This window comes from Albimonas marina (genome assembly GCF_029223255.1).
Classification (GTDB): Bacteria; Pseudomonadota; Alphaproteobacteria; order Rhodobacterales; family Rhodobacteraceae; genus Albimonas.
Window position 1 is genome coordinate 40,755 of record NZ_JARHUC010000014.1, and the last position, 26,940, is coordinate 67,694.

23 protein-coding genes and 1 tRNA gene are annotated in these 26,940 nt (G+C 74.0%); 11 read left to right on the forward strand and 13 right to left on the reverse strand.

The window, feature by feature from the left end:
* Nucleotides 1-289: 289 nt before the first annotated feature.
* A complete protein-coding gene (locus P2H44_RS25050; RefSeq protein WP_275768188.1) occupies nucleotides 290-706 on the reverse strand; it encodes a hypothetical protein in 417 nt (138 codons plus the stop codon).
* 111 nt (nucleotides 707-817) lie between these two features.
* Between P2H44_RS25050 and P2H44_RS25055 the strand changes: the two genes are divergently transcribed.
* The 3 genes from P2H44_RS25055 (at nucleotide 818) to P2H44_RS25065 (ending at nucleotide 3,265) form a co-directional block, all read left to right on the forward strand.
* Nucleotides 818-1,768: an ADP-ribosylglycohydrolase family protein gene (locus P2H44_RS25055; RefSeq protein WP_275768189.1), complete on the forward strand. Its 951-nt coding sequence runs from the start codon at nucleotides 818-820 to the stop codon at nucleotides 1,766-1,768.
* A gap of 7 nt (nucleotides 1,769-1,775) precedes the next feature.
* Nucleotides 1,776-1,991 (forward strand): hypothetical protein, encoded by a 216-nt coding sequence (locus P2H44_RS25060; RefSeq protein ID WP_275768190.1) that lies wholly within the window; start codon nucleotides 1,776-1,778, stop codon nucleotides 1,989-1,991.
* A gap of 320 nt (nucleotides 1,992-2,311) precedes the next feature.
* On the forward strand, nucleotides 2,312-3,265 hold the full coding sequence (locus P2H44_RS25065; protein WP_275768192.1) for a calcium-binding protein: 954 nt from the start codon (nucleotides 2,312-2,314) through the stop codon (nucleotides 3,263-3,265).
* 49 nt (nucleotides 3,266-3,314) lie between these two features.
* Here the strand turns inward: P2H44_RS25065 and P2H44_RS25070 are convergent, their stop codons facing one another.
* The gene (locus tag P2H44_RS25070; RefSeq protein ID WP_275768194.1) at nucleotides 3,315-4,373 is read right to left on the reverse strand and encodes an acetate/propionate family kinase; all 1,059 of its coding nucleotides are present in this window, start codon (nucleotides 4,371-4,373) and stop codon (nucleotides 3,315-3,317) included.
* A gap of 603 nt (nucleotides 4,374-4,976) precedes the next feature.
* Nucleotides 4,977-5,402 carry a hypothetical protein gene (locus P2H44_RS25075; protein WP_275768196.1) on the reverse strand — a complete coding sequence of 142 codons (426 nt, stop codon included), beginning with the start codon at nucleotides 5,400-5,402 and terminating at the stop codon, nucleotides 4,977-4,979.
* Nucleotides 5,403-5,595: 193 nt separating this feature from the next.
* On the opposite strand from P2H44_RS25075, the gene P2H44_RS25080 reads away from it, so the two are divergent.
* Nucleotides 5,596-7,230 (forward strand): flavin-containing monooxygenase, encoded by a 1,635-nt coding sequence (locus P2H44_RS25080; RefSeq protein WP_275768198.1) that lies wholly within the window; start codon nucleotides 5,596-5,598, stop codon nucleotides 7,228-7,230.
* A 499-nt stretch (nucleotides 7,231-7,729) separates the two neighbouring features.
* Here P2H44_RS25080 and P2H44_RS25085 read toward each other — a convergent pair whose 3' ends face one another.
* Genes P2H44_RS25085 through petA form a run of 3 tightly spaced genes read right to left on the reverse strand, consistent with a single transcriptional unit; the run spans nucleotide 7,730 to nucleotide 10,450 of the window.
* Complete coding sequence (locus P2H44_RS25085; RefSeq protein ID WP_275768200.1) at nucleotides 7,730-8,542, reverse strand: cytochrome c1; 813 nt, start codon at nucleotides 8,540-8,542, stop codon at nucleotides 7,730-7,732.
* Between the two features lie 20 nt (nucleotides 8,543-8,562).
* On the reverse strand, nucleotides 8,563-9,876 hold the full coding sequence (locus tag P2H44_RS25090) for a cytochrome b (protein WP_275768202.1): 1,314 nt from the start codon (nucleotides 9,874-9,876) through the stop codon (nucleotides 8,563-8,565).
* 13 nt (nucleotides 9,877-9,889) lie between these two features.
* The gene (gene petA / locus P2H44_RS25095) at nucleotides 9,890-10,450 is read right to left on the reverse strand and encodes a ubiquinol-cytochrome c reductase iron-sulfur subunit (RefSeq protein ID WP_275768204.1); all 561 of its coding nucleotides are present in this window, start codon (nucleotides 10,448-10,450) and stop codon (nucleotides 9,890-9,892) included.
* Nucleotides 10,451-10,875: 425 nt separating this feature from the next.
* Between petA and P2H44_RS25100 the strand changes: the two genes are divergently transcribed.
* The gene (locus tag P2H44_RS25100) at nucleotides 10,876-12,126 is read left to right on the forward strand and encodes a cytochrome P450 (RefSeq protein WP_275768206.1); all 1,251 of its coding nucleotides are present in this window, start codon (nucleotides 10,876-10,878) and stop codon (nucleotides 12,124-12,126) included.
* Between the two features lie 40 nt (nucleotides 12,127-12,166).
* On the opposite strand, the gene P2H44_RS25105 is transcribed toward P2H44_RS25100, so the two are convergent.
* The 4 genes from P2H44_RS25105 to aroC form a co-directional block, all read right to left on the reverse strand.
* Nucleotides 12,167-12,565 (reverse strand): DUF2306 domain-containing protein, encoded by a 399-nt coding sequence (locus P2H44_RS25105; protein WP_275768208.1) that lies wholly within the window; start codon nucleotides 12,563-12,565, stop codon nucleotides 12,167-12,169.
* Nucleotides 12,566-12,893: 328 nt separating this feature from the next.
* On the reverse strand, nucleotides 12,894-13,436 hold the full coding sequence (locus P2H44_RS25110) for a GNAT family N-acetyltransferase (RefSeq protein WP_275768210.1): 543 nt from the start codon (nucleotides 13,434-13,436) through the stop codon (nucleotides 12,894-12,896).
* 3 nt (nucleotides 13,437-13,439) lie between these two features.
* On the reverse strand, nucleotides 13,440-15,323 hold the full coding sequence (locus P2H44_RS25115; RefSeq protein ID WP_275768212.1) for an ABC transporter ATP-binding protein: 1,884 nt from the start codon (nucleotides 15,321-15,323) through the stop codon (nucleotides 13,440-13,442).
* A gap of 526 nt (nucleotides 15,324-15,849) precedes the next feature.
* The gene (gene aroC / locus P2H44_RS25120) at nucleotides 15,850-16,965 is read right to left on the reverse strand and encodes a chorismate synthase (protein WP_275768214.1); all 1,116 of its coding nucleotides are present in this window, start codon (nucleotides 16,963-16,965) and stop codon (nucleotides 15,850-15,852) included.
* Between the two features lie 594 nt (nucleotides 16,966-17,559).
* Between aroC and P2H44_RS25125 the strand changes: the two genes are divergently transcribed.
* Nucleotides 17,560-18,534, forward strand: coding sequence for a DMT family transporter (locus P2H44_RS25125; RefSeq protein WP_275768215.1), 975 nt, complete (start codon nucleotides 17,560-17,562; stop codon nucleotides 18,532-18,534).
* A gap of 67 nt (nucleotides 18,535-18,601) precedes the next feature.
* On the opposite strand, the gene P2H44_RS25130 is transcribed toward P2H44_RS25125, so the two are convergent.
* Both P2H44_RS25130 and P2H44_RS25135 read right to left on the reverse strand, forming a co-directional pair.
* Nucleotides 18,602-18,678, reverse strand: a tRNA-Arg gene (locus P2H44_RS25130).
* 164 nt (nucleotides 18,679-18,842) lie between these two features.
* Nucleotides 18,843-19,094 (reverse strand): accessory factor UbiK family protein, encoded by a 252-nt coding sequence (locus P2H44_RS25135; protein ID WP_275768216.1) that lies wholly within the window; start codon nucleotides 19,092-19,094, stop codon nucleotides 18,843-18,845.
* 376 nt (nucleotides 19,095-19,470) lie between these two features.
* Between P2H44_RS25135 and P2H44_RS25140 the strand changes: the two genes are divergently transcribed.
* From P2H44_RS25140 to P2H44_RS25150, 3 genes are all read left to right on the forward strand, one after another.
* Nucleotides 19,471-20,889 (forward strand): leucyl aminopeptidase family protein, encoded by a 1,419-nt coding sequence (locus P2H44_RS25140; protein ID WP_275768217.1) that lies wholly within the window; start codon nucleotides 19,471-19,473, stop codon nucleotides 20,887-20,889.
* Between the two features lie 157 nt (nucleotides 20,890-21,046).
* A complete protein-coding gene (locus tag P2H44_RS25145; RefSeq protein ID WP_275768219.1) occupies nucleotides 21,047-21,877 on the forward strand; it encodes a C40 family peptidase in 831 nt (276 codons plus the stop codon).
* A gap of 5 nt (nucleotides 21,878-21,882) precedes the next feature.
* A complete protein-coding gene (locus tag P2H44_RS25150) occupies nucleotides 21,883-23,073 on the forward strand; it encodes an aromatic amino acid transaminase (protein WP_275768220.1) in 1,191 nt (396 codons plus the stop codon).
* A 401-nt stretch (nucleotides 23,074-23,474) separates the two neighbouring features.
* Here P2H44_RS25150 and P2H44_RS25155 read toward each other — a convergent pair whose 3' ends face one another.
* A complete protein-coding gene (locus P2H44_RS25155) occupies nucleotides 23,475-24,137 on the reverse strand; it encodes a nitroreductase (RefSeq protein ID WP_275768221.1) in 663 nt (220 codons plus the stop codon).
* A 179-nt stretch (nucleotides 24,138-24,316) separates the two neighbouring features.
* On the opposite strand from P2H44_RS25155, the gene P2H44_RS25160 reads away from it, so the two are divergent.
* Nucleotides 24,317-25,594, forward strand: coding sequence for a lytic murein transglycosylase (locus P2H44_RS25160; protein ID WP_275768222.1), 1,278 nt, complete (start codon nucleotides 24,317-24,319; stop codon nucleotides 25,592-25,594).
* A gap of 518 nt (nucleotides 25,595-26,112) precedes the next feature.
* Nucleotides 26,113-26,739 carry a LysE family translocator gene (locus tag P2H44_RS25165; RefSeq protein WP_275768223.1) on the forward strand — a complete coding sequence of 209 codons (627 nt, stop codon included), beginning with the start codon at nucleotides 26,113-26,115 and terminating at the stop codon, nucleotides 26,737-26,739.
* Nucleotides 26,740-26,940 lie beyond the last annotated feature (201 nt).

Consider the following 26,940-nt stretch of genomic DNA (forward strand, 5'->3'; position numbering starts at 1 on the left):
GCTTGGCTGGCGCGCGTTCCGCGCGCGCGGGCCGGAGGCCCGCGGAAGGCCGCTTCGGGAACTCACCAAAGAACAGGCCCGCGCCTGTCCTTCGGATCCGTCCGTCGCTGAAGATGCCTGAGCGAGTCGGGGGGAGGGGTCAAGGACAAGCCCCCTTCGGGGGTCGCTTCGCGATCCTGGACCCCTCCCCCCGACTCGCTCTTAACGGCATCAGCGACGGACGGCTCCGAAGAACAGGCGCTCGCGGCGGGGCGTGGGGCGCGCGGGCGCCCGGGGCGGGCGGCGCGCGTCAGGGGCGCAGGGAGGGCAGGGGGCCGAGGTCGATGCCCCAGCTCGACAGCACCAGGTCGCGGCAGCGATGGGCGATGCGCAGCGCCGGGGTGCGCAGGGCGGAGGCGTCCTCGCCCGCGGTCCAGACCTTGCGGAAGGCGACCATCGACTGCTCGACCGCCGCGTCCTCGACGATGGCGAGCTCGCCCCAGTAGAGCTCCTCGAACCGCGCGCCGGCCTTGCCGCGCACGGCCGCGTCGGGGGAGGTGGCGAGCTGGGCGGCGAGGCGCGAGGCCTCGAAGCACAGCGTCATCTGACGCTCGAGGAACGGCCGGCGGGCGGCGAGCTCCTGCGTCGCGGCGTAGTTCCAGGCGCTGACCGCGATGCCGCCCAGGCCCACCGCGGCGGTCACCATCAGGCCCAGCGACTTCAGCACCGCCTCTCTCCTCCGTCTCCCGTCGCGCGCACGCGACCGCCTGACCATAGCACGGGGCGGCGCGCTCTGGTAACGCGGGACGACTGCCCAGATCCCGAAGGGAGGCCGATCATGCAGGCGAGACTTGAGCGGCGCGACCGCGCCGAGGCCGCCCTTCTGGGCGCGCTCGTCGCCGACGCGGCCGCCCTGGGGCTGCACTGGCTCTACGATCCCGCGCGCATCGCCTCGCTGGAGGGGCCGCTGATCTTCCGCGAGCCGGATCCCGCGGACTTCCAGGGCGCGGCGGGCGTCTTCGTCCACCACGGCAAGCGCGCCGGCGACCTGTCGCAATACGGCGCCGCCCTGCGCACCGCGATGCAGGCCATCGCCGACCGCGGCGGCGTATTCGACGCGGAGGCGGCGCAAGACCGGTTCGCCGACGCCTTCGGCGCGGGCGGCTGGTGGCGCGGCTACATCGACCACGCCACCCGCGGGACGCTCGCCAACCTCGCCGCCGACCGGCGCGCGCCCTCGGGCGTCGAGGACGACCAGATCCCCGGCTTCGCGCGCCTGCCCGCGCTGCTGTGCCGTCCCGGCGGAGCGGGGGACGCGGTGCAGCTCGCGGCCGCGGTGGCGATCACCAACACCGGCGACGAGGCGCGCGACTGGGCCCTGGCCGGGGCGCGCATCCTCGCCGCCGCCCTGATCGGGGCGAGCCCGGCCGAGGCCGTGGCCGCCGGCGAGACCGGCGCGCCCGAGGCGGTGGCCCAGGGCCTCGCTCGCGCCCGCGCCGCCGGCCTCGACCCGGTCGCCTTCGCCGGCGACGTCGGGCGCGCCTGCCCGATGTCGATGTCCGTGCCCGTCGCCGCCCACATCCTGCTGCACGCGCGCAGCTTCGCCGAGGCGGTGGAGATGAACATCCGCGCGGGCGGCGATTCCTGCGGCCGCGCGATCCTGGTGGGCGCCGCGGAAGGGGCCATACATGGCCTCGGCGGCGCCGGCGTTCCGGCGCCGTGGCTGCTGAGACTGCATGACGGCGAGTCGCTCGCCGCCGAAATCGCGGGCGTGATCGGAGAGGATTGATCGAGTGATGCAGGCGTTGATCTGGGTGGGCGCCGTTCTGGCGGTCCTGGGGCTGGCGGGCCTCGCGTGGTGCATCCGCGAGGGGTTGCGCCTGCGCTCCCCCGACCGCGCCCCGGAGGAGATCCGCACCCGGCTGCGCAAGCTCAACGCGGTCAACTTCGCCTCGGTCGGCACCGGCTTCATCGGCCTCGCCCTGGTGGCTGTGGGCGTGATCCTGGGCTGAGCCTGGGGCCGGGTGGGCGTCCTCGGGGGCGTCGAACCCCCTCGGCCGCGGGGCCTTGCGGCCCCCGGCGCCCGGCGCCCGGCCCGGCAGGCGGCGCCGGGGGCGGCGCCGGGGCTGGAGCGGCGACGGGCGCGCGACGTTTCTCCTGATGAACGGCGCAGGCGTCCCGCGCGCCTTGGCGCGGAATTCCCGGCGAGCGTTTCCGAGCCGTGGAAAAAAGCGGTGGCGAATCCGTTCAGAATTATTAACACTTGCCCCTGCGTTCATTGACGGCCCCGCGGCCTTCTCCCGCCGCGCGGCCCTGCAGGGGGGTGCGTACCATGCCTCGGGGTTTGGGGAGCTATTTCGGACAGATTTTCGGCAGCCTTCACGGCTTCCACGGCGGGCCCGACCTGCTGCTGGGAACCTGGGGCGATGATTCGCTCTTCGGCGACGGCGCCGCGGGGATCGAGGCGGGGTCGAGCCTCGGCGACGACCTGATCCTGGGCTTCGGCGGCGGCGACCTGATCGTGGGCGACGCGGGCTCGCTGATCCCCGCCGCAGGCCAGACCGCCGCGACCTCGCCCGCCACCCAGGCCGGCGACGACCTGATCTTCGGCGGCGACGGCGACGATGTGATCTACGGCGATTTCCGCACCGATCCGTCCTCGCTCTACGACGTGCGGCTGGGCGACGACGTGATCTACGGCGGCGCCGGGAACGACGTGATCTACACCGACGCGGTGGGCGTGCTCGCCGACCGGGCGGGGAACAACCTGGCCTACGGCGGCGACGGCGACGACGCGCTGCGCGGCGGCGAGGGGATCGACCTGCTCTACGGCGGCGACGGGAACGACGTGCTCTACGCCGACGGCTCGTCCGGCACCGCCTTCGGGGCGACGCCGACGACCAACCTGCTCGACGGCGGCGACGGGGACGACCGCGCCTATGGCGGCGACGGGGACGACGCGATCTACGGCGGCCGGGGCGACGACGTCCTGGGCGGCGGGCGCGGCGACGACCTGTTGGTCGGCGGCCGGGGCGCGGACGAGTTCGAGTACTTCATGGGCGACGGCGCCGACCTGGTGGCCGACTTCCGCCCGGGCGAGGACCTGCTGGTCCTGATCTCCGACTTCGGCGATCCGCTGCCCGCCTCGACCTTCGCGGGCATCATGGCGCTGGCGACGGAGGACGGCTGCGACCTCGTCTTCGACTTCGGCGGCGGATCGGTGCTGACGCTGGCGAAGACGGACGCCGACGATCTCTCGGCCTCGGACTTCCTGATCCTGGCCTGACGACCGGCCGACGGCGGGGGCCCGGCGGCGAGGCCGGGCCCCTGCGCGTTCAGCCCTTCAGGATGGCGAGCGTGGCGTGGGCGATCTCGCCCGCCTCGTCCGCCACGATCACGTGGCAGCGGGCCTCGTCCAGCCCCGCCCAGCGCAGCCCGTCGAGGATCTGCGCGCGCACCGGAGCGGCATGCTCGCCGATGCCGCCGGTGAAGCAGATCGCGTCCACGCCCCCCATGCAGGCGATCAACGAGCCCGCGTGGCGCAGCGCCCAGTGGCAGTAGTGGTCCACCGCGAAGCGCGCTGCGGCGTCCTCGCGCTCCAGCAGCTCCTTCATCGAGCCGGAGCCCGCCAGACCCTTCAGTCCGCTGTCGCGGTTCAGCGCGCGCTCCAGCGCCTCCACCGGCTCGCCGTTGCGCAGCAGGTGGAAGATCACGCCGGGGTCGAGCTCCCCGCAGCGGGTGGCCATGACCAGCCCCTCCATCGGCGAGAAGCCCATGGTGGTGGCGACCGAGGTCCCCTCGAGGATCGCCGCCATCGAGGAGCCGGCGCCCAGGTGGCAAGCCAGCAGGCGGCGGGGCAGGGGGGCGCCCAGCTGGTCGGGCAGGCGGCGCACCATCGAGGCGTAGCTCAGCCCGTGGAAGCCGTAGCGGCGCAGGCCCGCGGCGCGCCAGCGCTCGGGGATCGGGAAGGTGGTCTCGACCGCGGGCTGGCCGGCGTGGAAGGCTGTGTCGAAGCAGGCGATGCGGCGCGCGTCGGGGTAGAGCTCGGCGGCCGCGTCGATCACGTGCAGCGCGGGCGGGTTGTGCAGGGGCGCGAAGGCGCAGGCCCGCTCCAGCGCCGCGCGCATCTCCGCGGTCAGCTCGCCGGGCGCGCGGAACTCGACGCCGTGGGCGACGCGGTGGCCGACGGCGACGGGGGCGGGCGCGAGGTCCGCGATCTTCAGCCCCGCGACCGCCTCGGCGATGCGGCCGGCGGGCACGGTCATCACGTCGAGCTCGCTCATCTGCCCCGCGCCGACCAGCGCCCCGTCGAGGTCGTAGGCGGCGAGCTTCAGCGAGGATGATCCCGCGTTCAGCGTCAGGATCCAGTCGCGGGCGGGGGATGCTGCGGTCATGTCGGGCCTCGTGGCGGCGGCGCTGAAATTCGCCGACACCCTAGCGCGGCCTGTCCCGGATTGGGGCGCGGCATGGCGCCGGACCGAACCGCCCTCGCGCCGAGCCCGCGTGTGAAGGCGAGGACGAGCGGGGACGCGGCGGCGACGGGCGCAGGCCGGGCGCCGTCGACGGCCGCGCCGCGCTGCGCGGCTGCATCCCATCGTCCTGCGCTCGCCAGGACGAACGTCGCCCGTCGCCGGGGGGCACCGAAGGACGTCCTCAGGCTGCAGCGCCGGACCGAAGCGTCCCGCATGGGGGCAGCGTGCGTCGCGGTCCCTCGCGGGCGGAGCGTGCGTCATCCTCCCGCGCGGCGGGCGCGTGTCGCCATGCCGCGCAGCCGAAGCGGCGGCGCCGTCGCTTGCGGACGGAGCGCGCGACGCCGTGCCGTGCGACCGGAACGCAAATCGCCGTGCCTCGCCGCCGGGGGCCGCCCGCGCGGGGAGGCTCGGCGGGCCGGACGACCGCGCGTCCGTCCTTGGACGCCGCGGCCCGCGCAGCCGCCGAGGCGCACGACGGCGGGGCGAGCGCCGCCCTCCCGGCCGCGCCGTGGGCGTCGGGCGGCGTCAGCTTCCGGCGGGGCCCTGCACGGCCTCGCCGAGGGCGCTCATCGACATGCGGGCCTTGGTCAGCACCATGCCCACGTTCGCCGTGCGCCGGGTGACGAAGACCGCCGCGTGGTCCGGCTGCGAGGGCGCGCGCAGGAACACGTGGATCAGGTTCTCCGACAGGACCAGCATCTCCTTGAAATAGCGGATCTCCTTCTTCTCGGGCAGGCCCCGCTCCCGTTTGAACCGCCGCTCGATCTCCGAGACGGTGGGGCCCTGGAACAGGTCGGCGGTGGCCGCGGCCACCAGGTCCAGCACCTCCTGCGGGTGAGTGTCGAGCGTGCGGATCGACATCAGCATCCCGGTGCTCATGTCCACGTATCCGGCCGCGATGCACTCGGGGACCGAGCCCATGGCGGCCGCGAGCTGGGCGTCCAGCGACATCGCGACCCTCCCGCCCCGCATGGGGCGCGCAGGAAGCATCGCGGGGCAGGGTTTCGGAACCGTTTACGCGCCCCGTCCCCGCGCCTGCGCCGCTATTGAACGGTCGGCCGGCAGGGGCCATGATGCGCGCGGCGCGAAGACGCCGAGGCGGGCTCGCCCGCCGACAAGCCCCAGTCATCCCGGGAGGATTTTCATGTCGGACCCCAAGCCCGCGCGATTCGACGCCATCGTCGTCGGGGCCGGTTTCGCCGGCCTCTACATGCTCCACCGCCTGCGCGGCATGGGGCTGAACGCCCATGTCTACGAGCGGGCCGAGGGCGTGGGCGGGACCTGGTGGTGGAATCGCTACCCGGGCGCGCGCTGCGACGTGGAATCGCTCCAGTACTCCTATTCCTGGGACCCGGAGCTCGAGCGCGACTGGACCTGGTCCGAGAAATACGCCGCCCAGCCCGAGATCCAGGCCTATGCCGAGTTCGTGGCCGAGCGGCACGACCTGAAGCGCGACATCAGCTTCTCGACCTCGGTCGAGGCGGCGGAGTGGGACGACGCCGCGGGCCTGTGGCGGGTGCGGACCTCGGCCGGCCCCGCCGAGGCGCCGCAGCTGATCCTCGCCACCGGATGCCTGTCCTCGACCTCGATGCCCGACATCCCGGGGCGCGAGGACTTCCGGGGCGAGACCTACCACACCGGCCTCTGGCCCCATGAGGGCGTGGACTTCACCGGCAAGAAGGTGGCGATCATCGGCACCGGATCCTCGGCGATCCAGGCGATCCCGATCATCGCCGCCCAGGCGAAGGAGTTGGTGGTCCACCAGCGCACGCCCAACTTCTCGATCCCCGCGCGCAACGCGCGGCTGACCGACGCCCAGCGCGAGGCGTGGCGCGCCCGCTCGCAGGAGCGTCGCGCCTGGGCCCGCGCCAACACCCGCAACGCCATCGTCACCACGCTGCCCGAGAAGCCGGTGCTTGAGGCGACGCCCGAGGAGCGGGAGGCCGAGTTCACCCGCCGCTGGGAGACGGGGGGCATCACCTTCTCGGCCGCTTTCAACGACCTGGCGCTGGACGAGGAGGCCAACGCCTACGCCGCCGAATTCGTGCGCGAGCGCATCCGCGAGATCGTGAAGGACCCGGAGACGGCCGAGGCGCTGTGCCCCAAGGACTATCCGATCTTCACCAAGCGCATCTGCGTGGACACCGACTATTTCGAGACCTTCAACCTCCCCCACGTGCGGCTGGTGAACCTGCGCGAGACGCCGCTGGAGACGGTGACCGAGGCGGGCGTGCGCACCTCGGCCGGGGAGGAGGCCTACGACGCCATCGTCTACGCCACCGGCTTCGACGCGATGACCGGGGCGATCCTCAACATCGACCCGGTGGGCAAGGGCGGGCGGCGGATGTCCGAGGCCTGGGCCGAGGGGCCCAAGGCCTATCTCGGCCTGATGACGGCGGGCTTCCCCAACCTGTTCCTGATCACCGGGCCGGGCAGCCCCTCGGTCCTGACCAACATGATCGTCTCGATCGAGCATCACGTGGACATGATCTGCGAGCAGCTCTCGCGTATGCAGGCGCGCGGCGCGACCCGGCTGGAGGCGCAGCCGGAGGAGCAGGAGGCCTGGGTCGCCCATGTGAACGCCCGCGCCTCGGCGACGCTCTATCCCCGCGCGGCGAGCTGGTACATGGGCGCGAACATCCCCGGCAAGCCGCGGGTGTTCATGCCCTACATCGGCCAGGACGAGTATCGCCGGAAGGTGGCGGAGCTGGCCGCGAAGGACTGGCCGGGCCTGTCCATGGGCAAGGGCCGCGCCGCCTCGGACGCCGCCGCGGGCTGAGGCCCGCCCGGCCGGGCAGGGCGCCCGCGCTCCCCGCCCTCGCAGAACGGAGCGCCACTGACGGCCGCCCGCGCCCCGGGCGGCCGTTCCGCGTCCGGGCGCCGCGCGGGCGACGGGGAGGGGGCGGCGCCCTCGGGGGCGTCGAACCCCCTCGGTCGCGGGCCTCGCGGCCCGGCGCTCCGCCGGGGGGCGTAGCGCCCGGCGTCGAGGGCGACGGCGCCCGGCCGGGCCGGGGGGGCGCCCCTTTTCCCCTTCCCGCACATCCTGAGCCTGCGCTCACGCTACGCCGCCCAGGGGGAGGCGGGGCTCCGCCACACGGGCGTCGGGGCAGGGCGCTCCGACGCCGGGGCGAAGCCGCGGGGCAGGGCGGGCGGGCGAGGGCGGGCAGGCGAGGGCGGGAGACGGCGCCCACGCGACGGCGGGCGAAAAAGAGAAGGGCCCCGACCTTGCGGTCGGGGCCCCGTCATGTCCCTCGGCGATCTCGTCGGATCGGGCGGCCTCAGGCGGCCTTCCTCTTCTTCACGTTCGCCCAGAGCTTCTTGTTGGTCAGGTACAGCAGCACCGCCAGCAGGGCGACGAAGATGAAGTTGCGCGCGCCTGCGGCCTTGCGGTCGGCCATCTTCGGCTCGGCGGTCCACATCAGGAAGGCCGAGACGTCCATCGACATCTGGTCCACCGTCGCGGGCGTGCCGTCGGCGTATTCCACGATCCCCTCGGACAGCGGCGGCGGCATCGAGATCAGGCCGCCCGGCATCACGTGGTTCTCATACAGGGTGACGCCCGCCACCTCCTGGGTCTCGCCGGTGTAGCCGGTGAGGATCCCGTGGATGTACTCGGGGCCGCCCGGGCCCTTCAGCAGCTGGTTGATGCCCAGGCCGGCGGGGCCGTGGAAGCCCGCGCGGGCCTTGGCCATCAGGCTCAGGTCCGGCGCGCCGGCGGCGATGTTGGCCGGGAACTTGTCCGAGGGCTTGGCGGTGCGGGTGTCGCCCGGAACCGCGCCGTCGGAGTCGTCCGGCACCTCGTAGAGGGCGGCCAGCGCCGTCACCTGGGCCTCGTCGTAGCCCGGCCCGCCGGGATCGCCCAGCGTGCGGAAGGCCACGAACTTCAGCCCGTGGCAGGCGGAGCAGACCTCGTTGTAGACCTGCAGGCCGCGCTGCAGCTGCGCCTGGTCGAAGGTGCCCAGCGGCCCCTCGAACGAGAAGTCGACGTCCTCGACGTGGCCCCCGCCCCCGGCCGCCGAGGCGGCGAGGGGGAAGGCGATCGCTGCGGCGGCCAGAAGGCCGGCGGAGCGGGCGGCGGTCAGGAACTTCATGGTGTTCTCCCTTCCCCGGCTCACTCGGCGGGCGTGGCGGCGGCGCCGCTCTTCTTGGCGTACTTCTCGTCCATCATCCGGTCGAAGTCTTCCTCGATGGTGGCGGGCTGCGGCTTCGGGGTCTCCATCAGGCCCAGCAGGGGCAGGATGACCAGGAAGTAGCCGAACCAGTAGATGGTGCCGATCAGCGAGATCGTCGGGATCAGGCCCTCGGCCGGCTGGCCGCCGCACCACATCAGGACGAAGAAGTCGACGACGAAGATCCAGAACCAGATCTTGAACTTCGGACGGTAGCGGCCCGAGCGGACGCGGCTGGTGTCCAGCCACGGCGCCAGCGCCAGCACCGCGATCGAGCCGAACATGGCCAGCACGCCGCCGAGCTTCGAGTCGATGAACCAGATGTCGAAGGTGATGGCGCGCAGGATCGCGTAGAAGGGCAGGAAGTACCACTCGGGGACGATGTGCGCCGGCGTCGAGAGCGGGTTCGCCTCGATGTAGTTGTCGGCGTGGCCCAGGTAGTTCGGCATGTAGAAGACGAACACCACGAAGATCAGCAGGACGACCGCCAGGGCGAACAGGTCCTTGATCACGTAGTACGGCCAGAACGGAACGGTGTCCTTCTTGGCCTCTTCGATCGAGCCGCGGCGGACCTCAACCCCGGTGGGGTTGTTGTTGCCGGTCGAGTGGAAGGCCCAGATGTGCACCGCCACCAGGCCCGCGATCACGAAGGGCAGCAGGTAGTGCAGCGAGAAGAACCGGTTCAGGGTGGGGTTGTCGACGGCGAAGCCGCCCCACAGCCACTGCACGATGGGCTCGCCCACCAGCGGCAGCGCCGAGAACAGGTTGGTGATCACGGTCGCGCCCCAGAAGGACATCTGGCCCCAGGGCAGGACGTAGCCCATGAACGCCGTCGCCATCATGGCGAGGTAGATCAGGACGCCGATGATCCAGGTGATCTCGCGCGGGGCCTTGTACGATCCGTAGTAGAGGCCGCGGAAGATGTGGAAATACACCGCCACGAAGAACAGCGAGGCGCCGTTCGCGTGCACGTAGCGGATCAGCCAGCCGCCGTTCACGTCGCGCATGATGTGCTCGACCGAGGCGAAGGCCATGTCCACGTGGGGGGTGTAGTGCATCACCAGGATGATGCCGGTGACGATCTGCATGACGAGGCAGAAGGTCAGGATGATGCCCCAGATCCACATCCAGTTCAGGTTCTTGGGCGTGGGGATCATCAGGGTGTCGTAGATCATTCCGCCGATCGGAAGGCGGGAATGAAGCCACTTCTCGAACCCGGACTTGGGCTCGTAATGCTCGTGCGGGATGCCAGCCATCTCGGTCGTCTCCTCAGCCCAGCTTCACGACGCCGTCGTTCAGCGCGGCGACGGGGACCAGAAGGTTCTGCGGGGCCGGGCCTTTGCGGATGCGGCCGGCGGTGTCGTAGTGGGAGCCGTGGCACGGGCAGAACCAGCCGTCGAAATCGCCGGCCTCCCCGATCGGCACGCAGCCCAGATGGGTGCACACGCCCAGCATCACCAGGTATTTGCCCTCGGCGTCCAGCGCGCGATCCTCATCGGTCGCGGGGGCGTCGGCGGGCTTGTTGTCGTTGCGCGCGATCGGGTCCTTGAGGTCGTCCATGGGGACGGCCCGGGCCTCCTCGATCTCCTTCTCGGTGCGGTACCGGATGAACACCGGCTTGCCGCGCCACTTCACCGTCAGCTGGCTGCCTTCTTCCAGAGCCGAGATGTCGACGTTGATCGAGGCGAGCGCCAGGACGTCGGCCGACGGGTTCATCTGGTCGATGGCAGGCCACACCGCGGCGCCGACGCCCACGGCGCCGGCCGCCGCCGTGGCGATGTAGAGGAAATCCCGGCGCGTCGGTTCGGCGTCCGATTCTGCGTGGGCCACGTGGCAGTCCCCCTTCGCGTTCTTCCCCGGCCCCGTCCGCGTCGGCTTTCCGGCTGGCGCTGACGCGGCTGGCGGGACGATATGTCTGAGGCGGCCGCCGCTTGCAGGCGGAGACCATTCCGCCGCCCGATTAGCCGTCCCCGCCCCACAGGTCCAGAGACAGGGCGACGCAGAGACGCCGCATTTCGGCCGGACCGAGGCCGTCCCGCATCGGCACGCCCCCCGATCCGCCAGGCCCCGCCGGCCTGGGGCGACGCGACGGCCGGCCGGCCCGCCGCGACGTCGCGACCGATTCCCTGTCGGCCGGCCGGCCGGCGCCGCCGTCGTCCGGCTTCCGCGCCGTCCACGTTGACGCCAACGTCAGAATCGCCAAGCCTGCGAGGCCTGGAGCGCGGAGCAACCGCGCCCGCCGTGGGAGGACCCTGATGACCCGAGCCGACGCCGCCCGTCCCGACCCCGACGCGCCCGACGCCTCCGCCCCTGCCGTGGCGCTGCGCGACCTGCCGCGGTTCGAGCCGCGGCCCGAGGGCTGGACCGACCACGACTTCATCGCCCACTGGCGCGCCCAGGGCCCCGCGGCCGTCGACCGCTACGGCATCGTCACCCTCTTCGGCCACGACGACCTGTGGCGCGCGGTCGATCCCCGCTACACCCGGCAGGTGGGGCTCGAGGCGATGCTGATGCAGGGGCGGAGCTCGGGGGCGGTCTACGACTTCTTCGACCTCTCGCTCCTCTTCGCCAACGACGACCGCCACCGCGCCCGCCGCGGCCCGCTGGCCCGCGCCTTCGCCCATCCGCTGATGAACGCGCTGCGCGGCGAGATCGCCGTCCAGGCGCGCGACCTGCTGGCCGGGCTGAAGGGGCGCGAGGTCGATTTCGCGCAGGAGTTCTCCGGCCAGATCGCCGCGCGCATGATCGCCGGCATCCTCGGCCTGCCGGCCGAGGACATCCCCCACTTCACCCAGGTGGTCTACGGCGCCTCGCGCGGGCTGTCGTTCCGCTCCAAGGAGGTGCTGGACGAGGCCGACCACGACATGGCGGAGCTGGTGCGCTACGCCGCCCGCCTGCTGGACGAGCGCCGCGCCCGCCCGCGCGAGGATTTCCTGACCGAGTTCCTGGCCAAGGTGCAGGACGCCGACCTCTCCGAGGACGAGATCCGCACCCAGGTCGCGACCGTGGTGCTGGGCGGCGCCGACACCACCCGCATGGCGCTCGCCTCCGGCTTCGCCCAGATCCTCGCGCGGCCCGAGCAATGGGCCGCCCTGAAGGCGGATCCCGAGGGGCTGAAGGTCTCCGCCGCCGCCGAGTGCCTGCGCTTCGACCCCGTCGTCGGCTCGATCCCGCGCCTCGCCATCGCGGATTTCGAGATCGCGGGCGTCGCGGTGAAGAAGGGCACGTACCTGGCGGCCTCGCTCCTCGGCGCGCTGCGCGATCCGAAGGTCTACGCGCGGCCCGAGGTCTTCGACATCGCCCGCGACGACCACCCCAAGCTGCACCCGGTCTTCGGCGCCGGCGCCCACCGCTGCCTCGGCGAGGCGCTGGCCCGGGCGGAGCTGGAGGAGGCCCTGGTGGTGCTGGCGCAGGAGGCGCCGGACGCCGAGCTGGTGGGCGAGCCCCCGGTCCTGCGCGGCCTCGGCGGCACCCGCGGCCTGCCGGAGACGCGCATCCGTCTCTGACCCGGCCCGGCCCGCCGCCCGCGCGTCGCGGGCGGCGGGCTCAGCCGCCGAACAGGACCGCGTGCATGACCCGCCCGGGCAGCAGCGTGAACCCGCCGGTGATCAGCAGGGCGAGGACGTAGAGCAGGATCATCGCCCGCCGGTGGCCGGCGACGTCCCCCGCCCGCGCCTGACGCACGCCCGACCACAGCGCGACCAGCGTCACTGGGATCAGCAGGTGGATCGGCGAGAACGGCCCCCAGACCTTCAGGGTCGAGACGAAGATCGCCGAGACCGCCGTCCAGGTCATCAGGATCACGAAGGCCCAGCCGATCGCCCGGTGCCCGCGCCCGCCCTTCGGCCGCAGCAGCTGCATCGCGCCCAGCGCCACGGCCCCGAGCGCGGCGACGGCGTGCGAGGGGATCGGGGAGGCGGCGGACAGCAGCGGCTCGAGGGTCATGGCATGGCGCGGGCTCCGGGATCGACCCCCCACCTCCTGACTCCCCCCGACCGGCCCGTCCAGCGCGAGCGTCGACGCAGGCCGGCGCCCCGGCGTCGCGCCCGTCCCGGCCGAGCGCCGGCGCCGGCGGGCCGCCGCCGCGCCGGTGGCGGGCGGGGGCCTGGGGCGGGCAGGGGAGCGCGCCGGCGGGGCGAGCCTCGGCCGCAGGCGGACCGGCGCGCAGGGGAGGGCGGCAGGGGGGGAGACTACGCGCAGGCGGCGCGACGCGCGCCGAGGGGCGAAGGGCGATCGCGCGGCGTTCGCCGCAGGCGGCCATCGCGCCCGGCCCTCAGGCCCCGGGCCCGGCCCCGGGCAGGTCCGCGGACGTCAGCACGTGGCGCAGGTGGTCGGCATCGGGGCTTTCGTCGGGGCGCGGGCGCATCCCGATCTTCTCGGCCACCCGGCGCGAGCCCGCGTTGCCCGGCGCGATGTCGGCCACCACCCGCGCCAGACCCACCGTCGCGAAGGCGTGGCGGGCGACGGGCAGGGCGGCCTCGGTCGCCATGCCCCGGCCCCAGGCGGCGCGGGCCAGCCGCCAGCCGATCTCGATCTCCCCCGCCCCGTCGGGGATCAGCAGGATCCAGCCCAGGAACCGCTCCGGCGCCTCGCGCGGGGCGACGACCCAGTAGCCCAGGCCCTCGCCATGCTCGGCCTCGATCCGCGCCCGCACGAAGGCCTCGTGGGCGGCGGGATCGCGCCAGGGGCCGGGGATCCAGCGGGTCACCTCCGGATCCCGGTCGAGCGCGAGACAGTCGGCGAGGTCGCCCGGCCCCCGCGGCCGCAGCCGCAGGCGCGCGGTCTCGAAGACCGGGCCGCGGCTCTCGGGCCCCACGGCCTATTCCGCCGCGTCGAGGCCCATGAAGCCGCCCGACTGGCGGCCCCACAGCTCGGCGTAGATGCCGCCGCGGGCGAGCAGCGCGTCATGCGGCCCCTCCTCGGCGATGCGGCCCTGGTCCATCACCACGATCCGGTCCATCGATGCGATGGTCGACAGACGGTGCGCGATGGCGACCACCGTACGGCCCTTCATCAGGCGCTCCAGCGCCTCCTGCACCTCGGCCTCGGTCTCGGAGTCCAGCGCCGAGGTCGCTTCGTCCAGCATCAGGATCGGCGCGTCCTTCAGGATCGCCCGCGCGATGGCGACCCGCTGGCGCTGCCCGCCCGAGAGCTTCACGCCCCGCTCGCCCAGCCGCGCCTCGTAGCCGACGCGGCCGCGGAAATCCTCCAGCTCCTCGATGAACTCGTGGGCGGCGGCCATGCGGGCGGCCTCCATCGCCTCCTCCACGCCCGCGTCGGGGCGGCCGTAGAGGATGTTCTCCATCGCGGAGCGGTTGAACATCGCGGTGTCCTGCGTGACGAAGGCGATCTGCCGGCGCAGGGCGTTCTGGTCGAGGGTGCGGATGTCGGTCCCGTCCAGAAGGATGCGCCCCGCCTCGGGGTCGTAGAGGCGCAGCGCCAGCTTCATCGCCGTCGACTTGCCCGCGCCGGAGCGGCCCACCAGCGCCACCTTCTCCCCCGGATGCACGTCGAGCGAGAAGCCGGTCAGCCCGCCGCCGGTGCGCTCGCGCTCCTGCCCGTACTTGAAGGTCACGCCCTCGAAGGTCAGGCGGCCCTCGGCGCGGGCCAGCGGCCGCGCGCCCGGCGCGTCCACCAGCCGGTGCGGGGGCGTCAGGGTGCGGATCCCGTCCTCGACCACGCCGGCGTTGGCGAACATGCCCATGGCGGTGAAGCTGATCCAGCCCGACATCTGCCCGATGCGCAGGCTCAGCAGGCCCGAGAGCGCCACGGCGCCGGGCGATCCCGTGCCGCTCGCCCACAGCCACAGGGCGGTGCCCACCAGAGCGACGGGCAGCGCGCCCGCCAGCACCGCGATCACCACCCGGTAGATCCAGGCGGTGCGGCCGAAATCCAGCTTCGCCTCCCGCAGGCGCTGGAGGGACTCGCGTGCATGGTCCTCCTCCCGCCCCGCATGGGCGAAGAGCTTCACCGTCTCCATGTGCGAGATCGTGTCGACCAGCTGTCCCGAGAGCCCCGACTGCGCGTCCGCCCGCGCCCGCGCCTTGGCGCGCAGCCGCGGCAGCATCCAGGCGATCCAGGCGAGGTAGACGACCAGCCACCCCAGCAGCCCCAGCGTCAGCCGCCAGTCCGCCGCCCCCAGCGCCGCCAGCGCGGCGATCATGGTGGCGAGCGCGAAGGCCACCGCCTGCACGACCTCGGAGGCGAGCTCGGTCAGCGCGGTGCCGGTCTGCAGCTGCTTGGCCGAGATGCGGCCGGCGTAGTCGTCCTCGAAATAGGACATCGCCTGGCCCAGCGTGTGCCGGTGCAGCCGGAACACGGTCTGGTGGAACATCCCCGGCTGGATCGAGAACTGCATCAACGCCGAGCTGACCGCCATGCACAGCGGCCGCGCGGCGAAGATGAAGATCGCGAGCAGCGCCATCTCCCACCCCCGCTCGGCCAGGAAGGCGGCGCGGGCGTCGGGCTCGGTCAGGGCCGGGCCCGCCTCGGCCACCACGTCCACCAGCCAGGACACGGCCCAGGAGACGCCGACCTCCGCCCAGGCCAGCGCCACGTTGGCGGCGATGGCGAGGAAGAAGACCGGGAAGGAACCGCGAAGCGCCCAGCGGCAGAAGGCCAGGAACTCCTGCGGAGGCAGGCCGATCGCGGGCGCGTCGGGATCGAACAGGCCGGCGGCGCGGCGGGTCAGTGCGGTCAGCATGGGCAGGCAGGATAGGTCAAGAAAAGCTCCGGTCGAGCGGAAGGACCCGCGTCAGATAGGTCCTCGACCATGGTCGAGGTCAACCCCGCCGCCGAAACTTTCGCCCCGCCGTCCCCTTTCGCGCAGGCGCCGCGCCTCCTCGCGCGCCCCCGGCGGACCGCCCGCCCGCGGCGCGCCCCGGCCTGCGCGCCCGTGGCCGCCGTCTCCGATCCGGGCGCCGGCGACGCCCGCCCCGGGCCCTGCCGGCAGCGCCTGTTCTCCGGAGCCGTCTCTCGCTGATGCCGATCAGATCGACTCGCCCGCCCCGGTCCAGGATCGCGAAGCGACCCCGCGCCTGCGCGGGGCTCGTCCTTGACCGGGGCGGGCGAGTCGCTCAGGCATCTTCAGCGAGAGACGGAACCGGAGGACAGGCGCGGGGGCCTTGTTCTTTGGTGAGTCAGGAGCGTCCTTCCGGGCGCGCCCCGGCGCGCCCCCGCGAAGCGGCCGGCCGACGAGCCCCGCCTCGGAGGCTCCCCCTCGCCGGCTATCAGCCCAGCGGCCCCAGGCTCTCCCCCGGCGCCGCCCCGGTCTGCCCGCGGTTCAGCAGCACGTGATCGAGCAGCACGCAGGCCATCATCGCCTCGCCCACCGGCGCGGCCCGGATGCCCACGCAGGGATCGTGCCGCCCCTTGGTGACCACCTCGGCCGGCCGCCCCTCGAGGTCGATGGAGGCGCGCGGCGACAGGATCGACGAGGTCGGCTTCACCGCGAAGCGCACCACCACGTCCTGTCCCGAGGAGATCCCCCCCAGCACCCCGCCCGCGTGGTTCGAGGTGAAGACGGGCCGCCCGTCGTTGCCCATGTGGATCTCGTCGGCGTTCTCGACGCCGGTCAGCTCCGCCGCGCCCATGCCGGCGCCGATCTCGACGCCCTTGACCGCGTTGATCGACATCATCGCCGAGGCGAGGTCCTGGTCGAGCTTGGCGTAGACCGGCGCCCCCAGCCCCTCGGGCACGCCGGAGGCCACGACCTCGACCACCGCGCCGACCGAGTTGCCGGACTTGCGCAGCCCGTCGAGATAGGCGGTCCAGGTCTCGGCGGCCTGCGCGTCCGGCGACCAGAAGGGATTGCGCCCGCACTCCTCCCAGTCCCAGCGGTCGCGGTCGATCGCGTGGGTCCCGATGCGCACCAGCGCCGCGCGGATCTTCAGATCGGGCAGCATCTGCGCCAGCGCCGCCCGGGCGATTCCGCCCGCGGCCACCCGCGCCGCCGTCTCCCGCGCCGACGAGCGCCCGCCGCCGCGATAGTCCCGCACGCCGTACTTGCGCCAGTAGGCGAGATCCGCGTGGCCGGGGCGGAAGGTCTTCGCGATCTCGGAATAGTCCTTCGAGCGCTGGTCGGTGTTCTCGATCATCAGGCTGACCGGGGTGCCGGTGGTGACGCCCTCGAACACGCCCGAGAGGATCTTCACCTCGTCCGCCTCGCGGCGCTGGGTGGTGAAGCGGCTCTGCCCCGGCTTGCGGCGGTCGAGCCAGACCTGCAGGTCGGCCTCGCTCACCGGCACGCCCGGCGGCACGCCGTCGACCACGCAGCCGAGCGCCGGCCCATGGCTTTCGCCCCAGGTGGTGAAGCGAAACAGGCGGCCGAAGCTGTTGAAGGGCATGAGGCGGGGTCCCCTGGCTGATCTCGCCGGCCCGTTTAGCGGACGCGGCGGCCGGGAGGAAGGGGCGGGGGGCACCGGCGGACCCTCGCCGGGCGGCGCGCCGGCGGCGGAGGGGGCCTCGCGAGGCGGGGCTCGCTCGGCGGGCCGGCTGCGCGGGGGCGCGCGGGACGAGCCGGAAGGCCGCTTCGGGAGCACACCAGGGAACAGGGCCGCGCCTGCTCCCCGCAGCCGTCCGTCGCCGAAGATGCCTGAGCGACTCGCGGGGAGGGGTCAAGGACAAGCCCCGCTTGCGCGGGGTCGCTTCGCGATCCCTGACCCCTCCCCGCGAGTCGCTCTGATCGGCATCAGCGACGGACGGCTCCGGGGAACAGGCGCTTCGCGCAGGCCCGCGGGCGTCGCGCCGGGGCGCATGGGGCGGGCGGAGAGCCAGGGGGCGGTCGCGGCGCAGCGAAGCATCCGGGCGCGGAGGCGGGGCGGGGGCCGGGCGCAGCGGCGGCGCGGATGCGCTCGCTCACCGAACGGGGGGCGCCGGCTCCGGCGCCTGCGCCGCCGCGCGCACTGGCAGGCGCGGCGCGGCTCGCTTAGGGGAGGGCGATGACCGCGCCCGCCTCCGCCCCGCAAGACGCCCCCAATCCGTTCACCGGCATCCTGCTCAAGGTGATCTCGGTCGGGGTCCTCATGGGCCTGACCTCCTCGGTCAAGGCGCTGGACGGGGAGATCCCGACCGTCGAGGTGCTGTTCTTCCGCTCCTTCTTCGCGCTGCCGCCCATCGTGATCTGGCTGGCGCTGCGGGGCGAGCTTCCCGGCGGGCTGCGCACGCCCAATCCCATGGGGCACGTCTGGCGCTCGCTCGCCGGCATGGCGGCGATGGGCTGCATGTTCATGGCGCTGAGCCTGCTGCCGCTGACCGAGGTGGTGGCGATCACCTACGCGGCCCCCCTGTTCATCACCGTCTTCGCCGCGATCTTCCTGGGCGAGCGCCTGCGCCTCTACCGCATGGCCGCGATCGGGCTGGGCTTCGCGGGGGTTCTGCTGGTGATGGCGCCGCGGCTGCTGGGCGAGGACCCGGGCGCGGCCGAGGCGGCCGCCCGCTGGGGCTCGCCCGCGCTGGGGGCGCTGATCGCGCTGACCGCGGCGGTGATGATGGGCCTCGCCCAGACCTTCGTGCGCGGCCTCTCGAAGACCGAGACGACGGCGGCCATCGTCTTCTGGTTCACCGCCGCCTGCACGGTGATGGCCGGCCTCGCGCTGCCCTTCGCCTGGAAGACCCCGGACGCGGAGCAATGGCTGCTGCTGATCGCGGGCGGCACCGCGGGGGGCGTGGGCCAGATCCTGCTGACCTCCTCCTACCGCTACGCCGAGGCGGCGGTGATCGCGCCCTTCGAATACGTCTCGATGATCCTCGCCGTGGCCATCGGCTTCTTCCTGTTCGGCGAGGCGCCCACGCTGGTGGTGATCGCCGGCGCGGCGCTGGTCACCGTCTCGGGGATCCTGATCATCTGGCGCGAGCGACGCCTGGGGATCGAGCGGCGCGCCTCGCGCTCCGCCCGCACCCCGCCCTTCGGCTGAGCCCGACGCTCCGCCGCGCACGCGCCGGCCCTCCCCGGAAGGGGCGGCGACATCGGGCGGAAGGGGATGGTGACCCCGACAGGATTCGAACCTGTAACCTGCCCCTTAGGAGGGGGCTGCTCTATCCAGTTGAGCCACGGGGCCGCCGACCGCGGTCTAGACCGCCCGCCTGCGTCGGTCAACGCGGCGCGGGGCCCTTCCCCGCGGGACGGGCGCCGCGCAGGACGAAGCCCCCGGCGGAGGTCCGTCGGGGGCTCAGGGGGCTCGGGTCGGAAACCGGCCGGCGCGGGGCGCGCGGCGGGGGCGGCTCACTCGGCGGCGAGCTTCGCCTCCAGCGCGTCGAGACGGGCCTTGAGGTCCTCGTTCTCCTCGCGGGCCTTCACGGCCATCTCGCGCACGGCGTCGAACTCCTCGCGGGTGACGAAGTTGTTCTCGGCCATCCAGCGCTCGACGAAGCCGCGGAAGGCGGTCTCGGCCTCGCTGCGCGCGCCCTGGGCCACGCCGGCGGCCGAGGTCATCAGGCGGCTCAGGTCGTCGAAAAACGGGCTGCGGGTCTGCATCGCGATCTCCTTGGCGGTTGCAAGGGATATGGGGCGCGCGATCCCGATTCGCCACCCGACGCGCCGCCGCGGGGGAGGCCGGAGGGGGCGCGCGGGAACCGGAAGGACGGAGGGCCGGGGCAGGCCGGAAAGGGCGCGCCCGCATCGACCCCGCGCCGGCGCCGCCGTCGCCGGCGGGCGGTGGACGACGCGGCCTGCCGCGGCGCCGGGGCCGAGGGGGCTCGACGCCCCCTCGGGACCGACGTCCGGTCGAGGCGGCGTGCGGTCCGCCTCCGCTTCGCCCCGTCCGCCCGTCCCTTCCGCCTCGCCGCCTCCCTGCCGCCTTGCGCCCGCCCGCCGGCCCGCTAGGCTGCGCGGGCCGAACGAGAGGAACCCGATGACCGACCCCGCCCCCCTTCCGCGCGCCGACCGCCTGCTGGTCGGCGAGGTCCCCGACGCCCGCCCCCTGCGCCTCGTCGACGCCGACGCGCTGGAGACGGCGCTGGGCGCGCTGACCCCCGCCCAGCGCGCCTGGGTGGAGGGCGCCGGCTTCCGCGCGCGCCTGGGTCAGCTCTGCCTCGTGCCGGGCCCCGGCGGCGCGCCGGCGCTGGCGCTCTTCGGCGGCGGCGACGCCGCGGCGCGCGCCCGTTCCCGCTTCGATCTCGGCAAGGCGGCAGGCGAGCTGCCCGAAGGCGCCTGGGCGCTCGAGGCGCCCGAGGAGCGCCAGGCCGAGGCGGCGCTGGGCTGGCTCCTCTCGCGCACCCGCTTCGACCGCTACCGCAAGGGGGCCGAGCCGAAGGACGTCCGCCTCGCGGTCCCCGAGACCGTGGACGCCGAGCGCCTGCACCGTATCGCCGACGGCGTCGCCCTGACCCGCTGGCTGATCGACACGCCCGCCAACGACATGGGCCCCGCCGAGATCGAGGCCGCCGCCCGCGCGCTGGCCGCCGAGTTCGGGGCCGAGGTCGCCTCGACCGTCGGCGACAACCTGCTCGCGGCCAACTTCCCCCTCGTCCACGCCGTCGGCCGCGCCGCGGCGCCTGGGCGGGAGCCGCGCCTGATCGACCTGACATGGGGCGATCCCGATGCGCCCAAGATCACGCTGGTGGGCAAGGGCATCGCCTTCGACACCGGCGGCCTGAACCTCAAGCCCGGCGCCTCGATGGGGCTGATGAAGAAGGACATGGGCGGGGCGGCCAGCGTCCTGGGACTCGCGCGGATGGTCATGGCCCAGGGCCTGCCGGTGCGCCTGCGGGTGCTGGTGCCGTCGGCCGAGAACGCCGTCTCCTCCGCCTCCTTCCGGCCCGGCGACATCCTGACCTCGCGCAAGGGCCTGACGGTCGAGATCAACAACACCGACGCCGAGGGCCGCCTGGTGCTGGCCGACGCGCTGGCGCTGGCGGACGAGGAGAGCCCCGAGGTCCTGCTCTGCTGGGCCACCCTGACCGGCGCCGCCCGCGTGGCGCTGGGCCCCGAGCTGCCGCCCTTCTTCACCGACGACCAGATCCTGGCGATGGAGCTGACCGACGCCTCCCACCGGGTGCGCGACCCGATGTGGCGCATGCCCTTCTGGCCGGGCTACGAGGAGAAGATCGAGCCGGGGATCGCCGATCTCGACAACGCCCCCTCGGGCGGCATGGCCGGTGCGATCACCGCGGCCCTGTTCCTGCGCCGCTTCGTAGAGAATGCGCGCGCCTTCGCCCATTTCGACGTCTACGGCTGGACCCAGGCGACCAAGCCCGGCCGGCCCAAGGGCGGCGAGGCGATGGCGACCCGCGCGGCCTTCGCCGTCCTGTGCGACCGCCACCCGGCCTGAGCCGGCGGACGGGACCTCTTTCGGCGCCCACAGGCGCCTCCTCTCCCGGCGCGCGCCCCTCCCCGCGGCGCGCGCCGGAAACCCGGCCCCGGGGCCCGGTCCCGGGGCGCCCCCGTTTCCGCGCCGCGCCCGGCGCCCGACAGCATCACGAGGCCCCATGGCCGCCTACGATCCCCGCCTGACCCCCGCCCGCCCCGACCTCGCGGCCGAACGCCTGCGCGGCCGCGTCGAGGCCGAGCGCTACGTCGCCCCCACGCCCATGCGGGTGACCGCGCCGACCGCGCCCCTGTTCTCGCGCCCCGGCGCGACGGGCTTCGCCTCCGAGCTGCTGATGGGCGCGGAGTTCGAGGTCTACGAGACCGCCGACGGTCTCGCCTGGGGGCAGGCCGCGCGGGACGGCTACGTGGGCTACGTGCCGGCCGCGGCGCTCGCGCCCGCCGGCGCCGCGCCCACGCACCGGGTCCGGGCCGTGCGCTCCACCCTCTATCCCGCTCCCGACATCAAGACCGTGCCGGTGGCCCATCTCAGCCTCGACGCCCGCCTGCGCGGCCGGATCGAGGGCGCGTTCCTGGTCTGCGCCGAGGGCTGCGTCCCCGCCGTCCACGTGGCCGAGGCCACGAGCGCCGAGGCCGACTGGGTGGCGGTCGCCGAGGCCTTCCTCGGGACGCCCTACCTGTGGGGCGGCGGCTCGGCCGCGGGCATCGACTGCTCGGGCCTGGTGCAGGTCGCACGCCACGCGGCCGGCTTCGACTGCCCGCGGGATTCCGACATGCAGGCCGCGCTCGGCCGCCCGGTCGAGCCCCAGCGCCTGCAGCGCGGCGACCTGGTGTTCTGGAAGGGCCATGTCGGGGTGATGCTTGACTCCGACCGGCTTCTGCATGCCAACGCCCACCACATGGCCTGCGCGGTGGAGCCGCTCGCCCAGGCCGTCTCCCGGATCGGGGCCAGCGACGCCGGCGCCCCCACCGGCTTCCGGCGGCTGGACTGAGAGCGATGTTCGAGACCCTCCCCAAGGCCGAGCCCGACGCCATCCTGGCGCTGATGGCCCGCTACCGCGCCGACCCGCGGACCGACAAGATCGACCTCGGCGTCGGCGTCTATCGCGACGAGACCGGCGCCACCCCCGTCTTCCGCGCCGTGCAGACCGCCGAGGAGCGCCTGGTCGCCGCCCAGACCACCAAGACCTACGTGGGCCTGCCCGGCGATCTCGAGTTCTGCCGCCTGCTGGGCGAGGCGCTGCTGGGCGCGCCCCTGACCGCCGGGAGCGCCATGGTCCAGGCCGCCGGCGGCTCGGGCGCGCTGTGGATCCTGGCGCTGCTGATCCGGCGCGCGGCGCCCCAGACCCGCGTCTGGCTGCCCACGCCCACCTGGCCCAACCATCCCAACCTGTTCCGCGGCGCAGGGCTGGGCTTGGGCGAATACCCCTGGCTCGACCGCGCCGGCCGCGCGCTCGACTTCGCGGCCGCCGCCGAGGCGCTGGAGACGCTGGGCCCCGGCGACGCCGTCCTGCTGCACGCCTGCTGCCACAACCCCACCGGCGTCGATCCCACCCCGGAGCAGTGGGCCGAGATCGGCGCCATCGCCGCCCGCCGCGGCTGGCTGCCGGTCTTCGACATGGCCTACGCCGGCTTCGGCGACGGGTGGGAGCGCGACTGCGCCGGCATGCGCACGGTGATGAGCATGGTCCCCGAGGCGCTGATGGGCGCGTCGTGCTCGAAGAACTTCGGCCTCTACCGGGAGCGGGCGGGCGCGGTCTACGCCCACGCCTCCACCCCCGCGCTCAAGCAGGCGGCGCAGGAGGGGCTCGAGGCGGTCACCCGCATGGTCTACTCGATGCCCCCCGACCACGGCGGCGCGCTGGTGCGCGCGGTGCTGGAGGATCAGGCGCTGGCCGAGGACTGGCGGACCGAGCTCGCCGCGATGCGGGACCGCATCAACGGCAACCGCCGGGCGCTGGCCGAGGCGCTGGCCGCCCGCCCCGGCGGCCAGGGCTGGGGCTTCGTGGCCGAGCAGCGCGGGATCTTCTCGCTGCTGGGGCTCGACAAGGCCCAGGTCGAGCGCCTGCGCGAGGTCCACGGCATCTACGCGGTCGCCGGCGGCCGGGTGAACGTGGCCGGGATGCGGGTCGAGGACGCGGACCGCGTGGCCGAGGCGCTGCTCGACGTCGCCGGCGCGCCGGCCTGACCCGGGCGCCGCGTCGGGCGTCTCGCCCGTCGCGGGCGTTCCGCTCGCGGCGCTTGCCGGATGTTTCGCTTGTGGGCGCCGGTTCCGGGGGCGGGAGGCGAGGCGACCCCCGGCGTCGGGATCGGGGGAAGCTGTTCGCATTTTGCTGAGACGGCCGGCAGGGCCGGCCTCTGGCGAGCGTGCTGGCCGAGTCGGGCCGCGCCTCAAGGCCAAGCCCCGCTGGCGCGGGGTCGCTTCGCGAGCCTTGACCCGCGACCCGACTCGCCTTCCGCCGCATCCCGCGGGGCAGGGGGCGCGCCTCGGGCGCGACCCGGGGCCTCCCGCGCGCGGCTACGGCGAGGGCGGGCGGAGGGGGCGGGCGCGTCCCGCCTGCCGCCCCCCGTCGCCCTTCAGTCGAGGCCTCACATGAAGCGCAGCCACTCCTCGGTCGGGGCGCGCTCGGAGCGGAGCTTGTTGACCGGGTGCGCCGCGTCGATCTTGCCGATCGCCATGCCGCAGAACAGCATCGTCTGCGGGTCCGCGCCGACGAACTTGTCGACCGTGGTGTAGAAGCGGCCCCAGGCCTCCTGCGCGCAGGTGTCGTAGCCCTCCTCCTGGAACAGCAGCATCACCGTCTGCAGGTACATGCCCAGGTCCGACCACTGCGGCGCGCCCATCTTGCGGTCCACGTGCACGAACAGCGCGGCGGGGGCCCCGAAGAAGCGGTAGTTGTTCGCGAACCAGCGCAGCCGGCCCGCCTTGTCCGCCCGCTCGATCCCCAGCAGCTTGTACATCGCCTCGCCCACCCCGAAGCGGCGCGAGCGGTAGGGCTCGTGCAGGTTCGGCGGGTAGACCTCGTATTCCATCACGTCCGGGCCCTCGCCCTCGAGCTTCGCGGCCACCTGGCCCAGCAGCTCCTCGAGCTTGGCGTCCTGCACCACGGTCACGATCCAGGGCTGGAGGTTGCCCCCGGACGGCGCCCGGGCGGCGCGGGTCAGCACCCGCTCGATCACCTCGCGCGGGACGGGATCCTTCAGGAAGGCCCGCGCCGAGATCCGCCGCTCCACCGCTTCGCTGACTTTCATGTACGTCTCCTCCAATCGCTGCGCGCCGCGCCGATTCCGCTGGGCGGTCGCGCTTGTCCCGCGCACCCTCGCCTTTTTTCGGCCCCGGGCTCAAGATACCGTGGCGCCCAAAGCAGAGCAGACGCGCGGCGGCGATCCCGACGAACGGGACGCGTGCGCGCGCTTCAGGCGGAGGCATGATGTCCCGAACCCGAACCCCGCGAATCCTCACGGGCGCGATCCTGGCTGCGGCCGCGGCCGGCTGCGCCTCGGCCGAAGGCCCCCGCAGCGTCGAGAGCTCGCCCCCCTCGCGCCCCGCGGCCCAGAGCCAGGCGCAGGCGCCCGCCCCCGCGCCCGCGGATTTCCAGAGCTGGAAGCGCGGCTTCCGCGCCAAGGCGCTTTCCGAAGGGATCCGCGGCGACGTCTTCGACGCGGCCTTCCGAAACGTCGGCGTGAACCAGAAGGTGCTGGAGCTCGACGCCTACCAGCCCGAGTTCTCGCGCCCGATCTGGGAGTATCTCGACAGCGCCGTCTCCGACACCCGCGTCGCCACCGGGCGCCAGAAGCTGGCCGACAAGCGCGCCATGCTCGACGGGATCGAGGCGCGCTACAACGTCGACCGCCAGTACGTCCTCGCCATCTGGGGGCTGGAGAGCGCCTTCGGCGCCAACTACGGCTCGATCCCGGTGATCGAATCCCTCGCCACCCTCGCCTACGAGGGCCGCCGGCGCGACTTCGCCGAGGAGCAGCTGATCTCCGCCCTGCGCATCATCCAGGCCGGCGACATCACGCCCGAGCGGATGGTCGGCTCCTGGGCCGGCGCGATGGGCCACACCCAGTTCATCCCTACCAGCTTCGAGGCCTACGCCGTCGACCATGCCGGCGACGGGCGCCGCGACCTGTGGTCGGAGGACGCCGAGGACGCGCTCGCCTCGACCGCCAACTACCTCGCCCGCTTCGGCTGGACCATGGGCCAGCCCTGGGGGATGGAGGTGCGCCTGCCCTCGGGCTTCGACTACGCGACGACCGGCGCCTCCCGCCCGACCTCGGCCTGGGCGGCGATGGGCGTGGCGCCCTACGGCGGCGGCGCGCTGCCCGACCATGGCGAGGCGGTGATCGAGGCGCCGGCGGGCGCCAAGGGCCCCGCCTTCATCACCTGGAAGAACTTCCGGGTGATCAAGCGCTACAACAACTCGACCTCCTACGCGCTGGCCGTGGGCCTGCTGGGCGACCGGATCGTGGGCAAGCCCGGCGTTCAGGCTCCCTGGCCGCGGGGCGACAAGCCCCTGTCGCGGACCCAGAAGATCGAGATGCAGGAGCGTCTGACGGCGCTGGGCTACGACACCAAGGGCGTCGACGGCATCATCGGCCCCGACAGCCGCGACGCGATCCGCGCCTTCCAGCGGTCCCGCGGGATGACGCCCGACGGTTACGAGAACGCGGCCCTGCTCGACGCGCTCCGCCAGGCCGGGGGCTGAGCCCCTCTCCTTGACCCCCGCGCCGGACCCCCGGCGGGGGGCGCCGCGTCGACCCTCGCGCCCGTCCGCCGGCCCCGCCCGCGGCGCGCGGCGGGCGGAGGCGCGTGGGGCAGGGGGGACGAACCGGCGGCGTCGGCCGGCCGCCGTTCCCCGAGCCTCGCCGCGCCGCCTGTCGCCGTCTTCGGGCGACCCTTCCGACAGGATCCCCTGCCTCAGCCCCGCCGACGTTCGGGGCGGCAGGTCGCCGTCCGTTTAACCTCGCCGGTGCGCCCCGTCGCCGTTGGCGGACGACCTCCGCGCCAGGACCCCTCGCCGCCTGCGCCGACGCCAGCCGCGCGCCGCGGGAGGAACCCTCCCCCAAGGGCGCGGCGTTCGACGCGGCGCCTCCCTCCCGACCGCTCGGCGCCGCCCCCCAGCCCTGTCGCTCCCGCCCCTGTCCGGCCGCCTCGACGCTTGCAGGCGACGCCGGCCCGTGTCTTTGCTCGCCCTATTCTTGGGACCGAACGGGAGCGCGGGCGATGGATCTGGGACTCTGGCTGGCCTTCGCGGCCGCGAGCGCGGTGCTGGTGGCGATCCCCGGCCCCACGGTGCTGCTGGTGGTGGGTTTCGCGCTGGGCGAGGGGCGACGCTCGGTCCCCGCCGCGGCGGCGGGCGTCACGCTGGGCGACCTGATCGCGACCTCGGTCTCGCTGGCGGGGATGGGGGCGGTGCTGGCGGCCTCGGTCACGCTCTACACGATCGTGAAATGGGCGGGCGCGGCCTACCTGGTGTGGCTCGGCGTGAAGATGTGGCGCGGCGCGGGCGGGGCCGGAGCGGGCCGGGCGCTCGCCCGCCGCGCGCCCTCGCGCGCGCGCATGTTCCGCCAGGCCTTCCTGGTCACGCTCCTGAACCCCAAGGGCCTGGTGTTCTTCGTGGCCTTCGCCCCGCAGTTCATCGACCCCGCCCGCGGCTACGCCCAGCAGGCGGCGATCCTGGTGGCGACGTTCACGGTCCTGGGCACGGTGAACGCGATCCTGTGGGGCCTTGCCGCGGGCGAGATGCGCGCCCGCGTCGCCCGCCCCGGTGTGACGGCCTGGATGGCCCGCATCGGCGGCGGCGGCCTGATCGGCGCCGGGGCGCTGACGGCGCTGAGCCACCGGGCATAGTCCGGTCGTGGGCAAAAACACTCGCGCCGTATTGGCCGAACTCGTAAGTTCCAGCGCTTGGTTGAACGATCTTCTGGTTCTGAACCGCTCCGGGTCTGCCGGAGGCCGATGTTCGTTAGCTACGCGGCCACATCGCGCGTTTCCAGCGCAGCGTGGAATGCGGCTTCGGCTTCTGCGGGCGGCACATTGCCTATGGGCTCG

Bases quoted from the DNA above. Each gene is read 5' to 3' on its own strand.
- P2H44_RS25070 (WP_275768194.1), bottom strand. From the start codon at position 4,373: ATGACCGCAGCATCCCCCGCCCGCGACTGGATCCTGACGCTGAACGCG.
- P2H44_RS25140 (WP_275768217.1), top strand. From the start codon at position 19,471: ATGACCGACCCCGCCCCCCTTCCGCGCGCCGACCGCCTGCTGGTCGGC.
- P2H44_RS25080 (WP_275768198.1), top strand. From the start codon at position 5,596: ATGTCGGACCCCAAGCCCGCGCGATTCGACGCCATCGTCGTCGGGGCC.
- P2H44_RS25145 (WP_275768219.1), top strand. From the start codon at position 21,047: ATGGCCGCCTACGATCCCCGCCTGACCCCCGCCCGCCCCGACCTCGCG.
- P2H44_RS25085 (WP_275768200.1), bottom strand. From the start codon at position 8,542: ATGAAGTTCCTGACCGCCGCCCGCTCCGCCGGCCTTCTGGCCGCCGCA.
- aroC (WP_275768214.1), bottom strand. From the start codon at position 16,965: ATGCCCTTCAACAGCTTCGGCCGCCTGTTTCGCTTCACCACCTGGGGC.
- P2H44_RS25150 (WP_275768220.1), top strand. From the start codon at position 21,883: ATGTTCGAGACCCTCCCCAAGGCCGAGCCCGACGCCATCCTGGCGCTG.
- P2H44_RS25165 (WP_275768223.1), top strand. From the start codon at position 26,113: ATGGATCTGGGACTCTGGCTGGCCTTCGCGGCCGCGAGCGCGGTGCTG.
- P2H44_RS25055 (WP_275768189.1), top strand. From the start codon at position 818: ATGCAGGCGAGACTTGAGCGGCGCGACCGCGCCGAGGCCGCCCTTCTG.
- P2H44_RS25160 (WP_275768222.1), top strand. From the start codon at position 24,317: ATGTCCCGAACCCGAACCCCGCGAATCCTCACGGGCGCGATCCTGGCT.
- P2H44_RS25100 (WP_275768206.1), top strand. From the start codon at position 10,876: ATGACCCGAGCCGACGCCGCCCGTCCCGACCCCGACGCGCCCGACGCC.
- P2H44_RS25135 (WP_275768216.1), bottom strand. From the start codon at position 19,094: ATGCAGACCCGCAGCCCGTTTTTCGACGACCTGAGCCGCCTGATGACC.
- P2H44_RS25105 (WP_275768208.1), bottom strand. From the start codon at position 12,565: ATGACCCTCGAGCCGCTGCTGTCCGCCGCCTCCCCGATCCCCTCGCAC.
- P2H44_RS25115 (WP_275768212.1), bottom strand. From the start codon at position 15,323: ATGCTGACCGCACTGACCCGCCGCGCCGCCGGCCTGTTCGATCCCGAC.
- P2H44_RS25090 (WP_275768202.1), bottom strand. From the start codon at position 9,876: ATGGCTGGCATCCCGCACGAGCATTACGAGCCCAAGTCCGGGTTCGAG.
- P2H44_RS25155 (WP_275768221.1), bottom strand. From the start codon at position 24,137: ATGAAAGTCAGCGAAGCGGTGGAGCGGCGGATCTCGGCGCGGGCCTTC.
- P2H44_RS25060 (WP_275768190.1), top strand. From the start codon at position 1,776: ATGCAGGCGTTGATCTGGGTGGGCGCCGTTCTGGCGGTCCTGGGGCTG.
- P2H44_RS25065 (WP_275768192.1), top strand. From the start codon at position 2,312: ATGCCTCGGGGTTTGGGGAGCTATTTCGGACAGATTTTCGGCAGCCTT.
- P2H44_RS25125 (WP_275768215.1), top strand. From the start codon at position 17,560: ATGACCGCGCCCGCCTCCGCCCCGCAAGACGCCCCCAATCCGTTCACC.
- P2H44_RS25075 (WP_275768196.1), bottom strand. From the start codon at position 5,402: ATGTCGCTGGACGCCCAGCTCGCGGCCGCCATGGGCTCGGTCCCCGAG.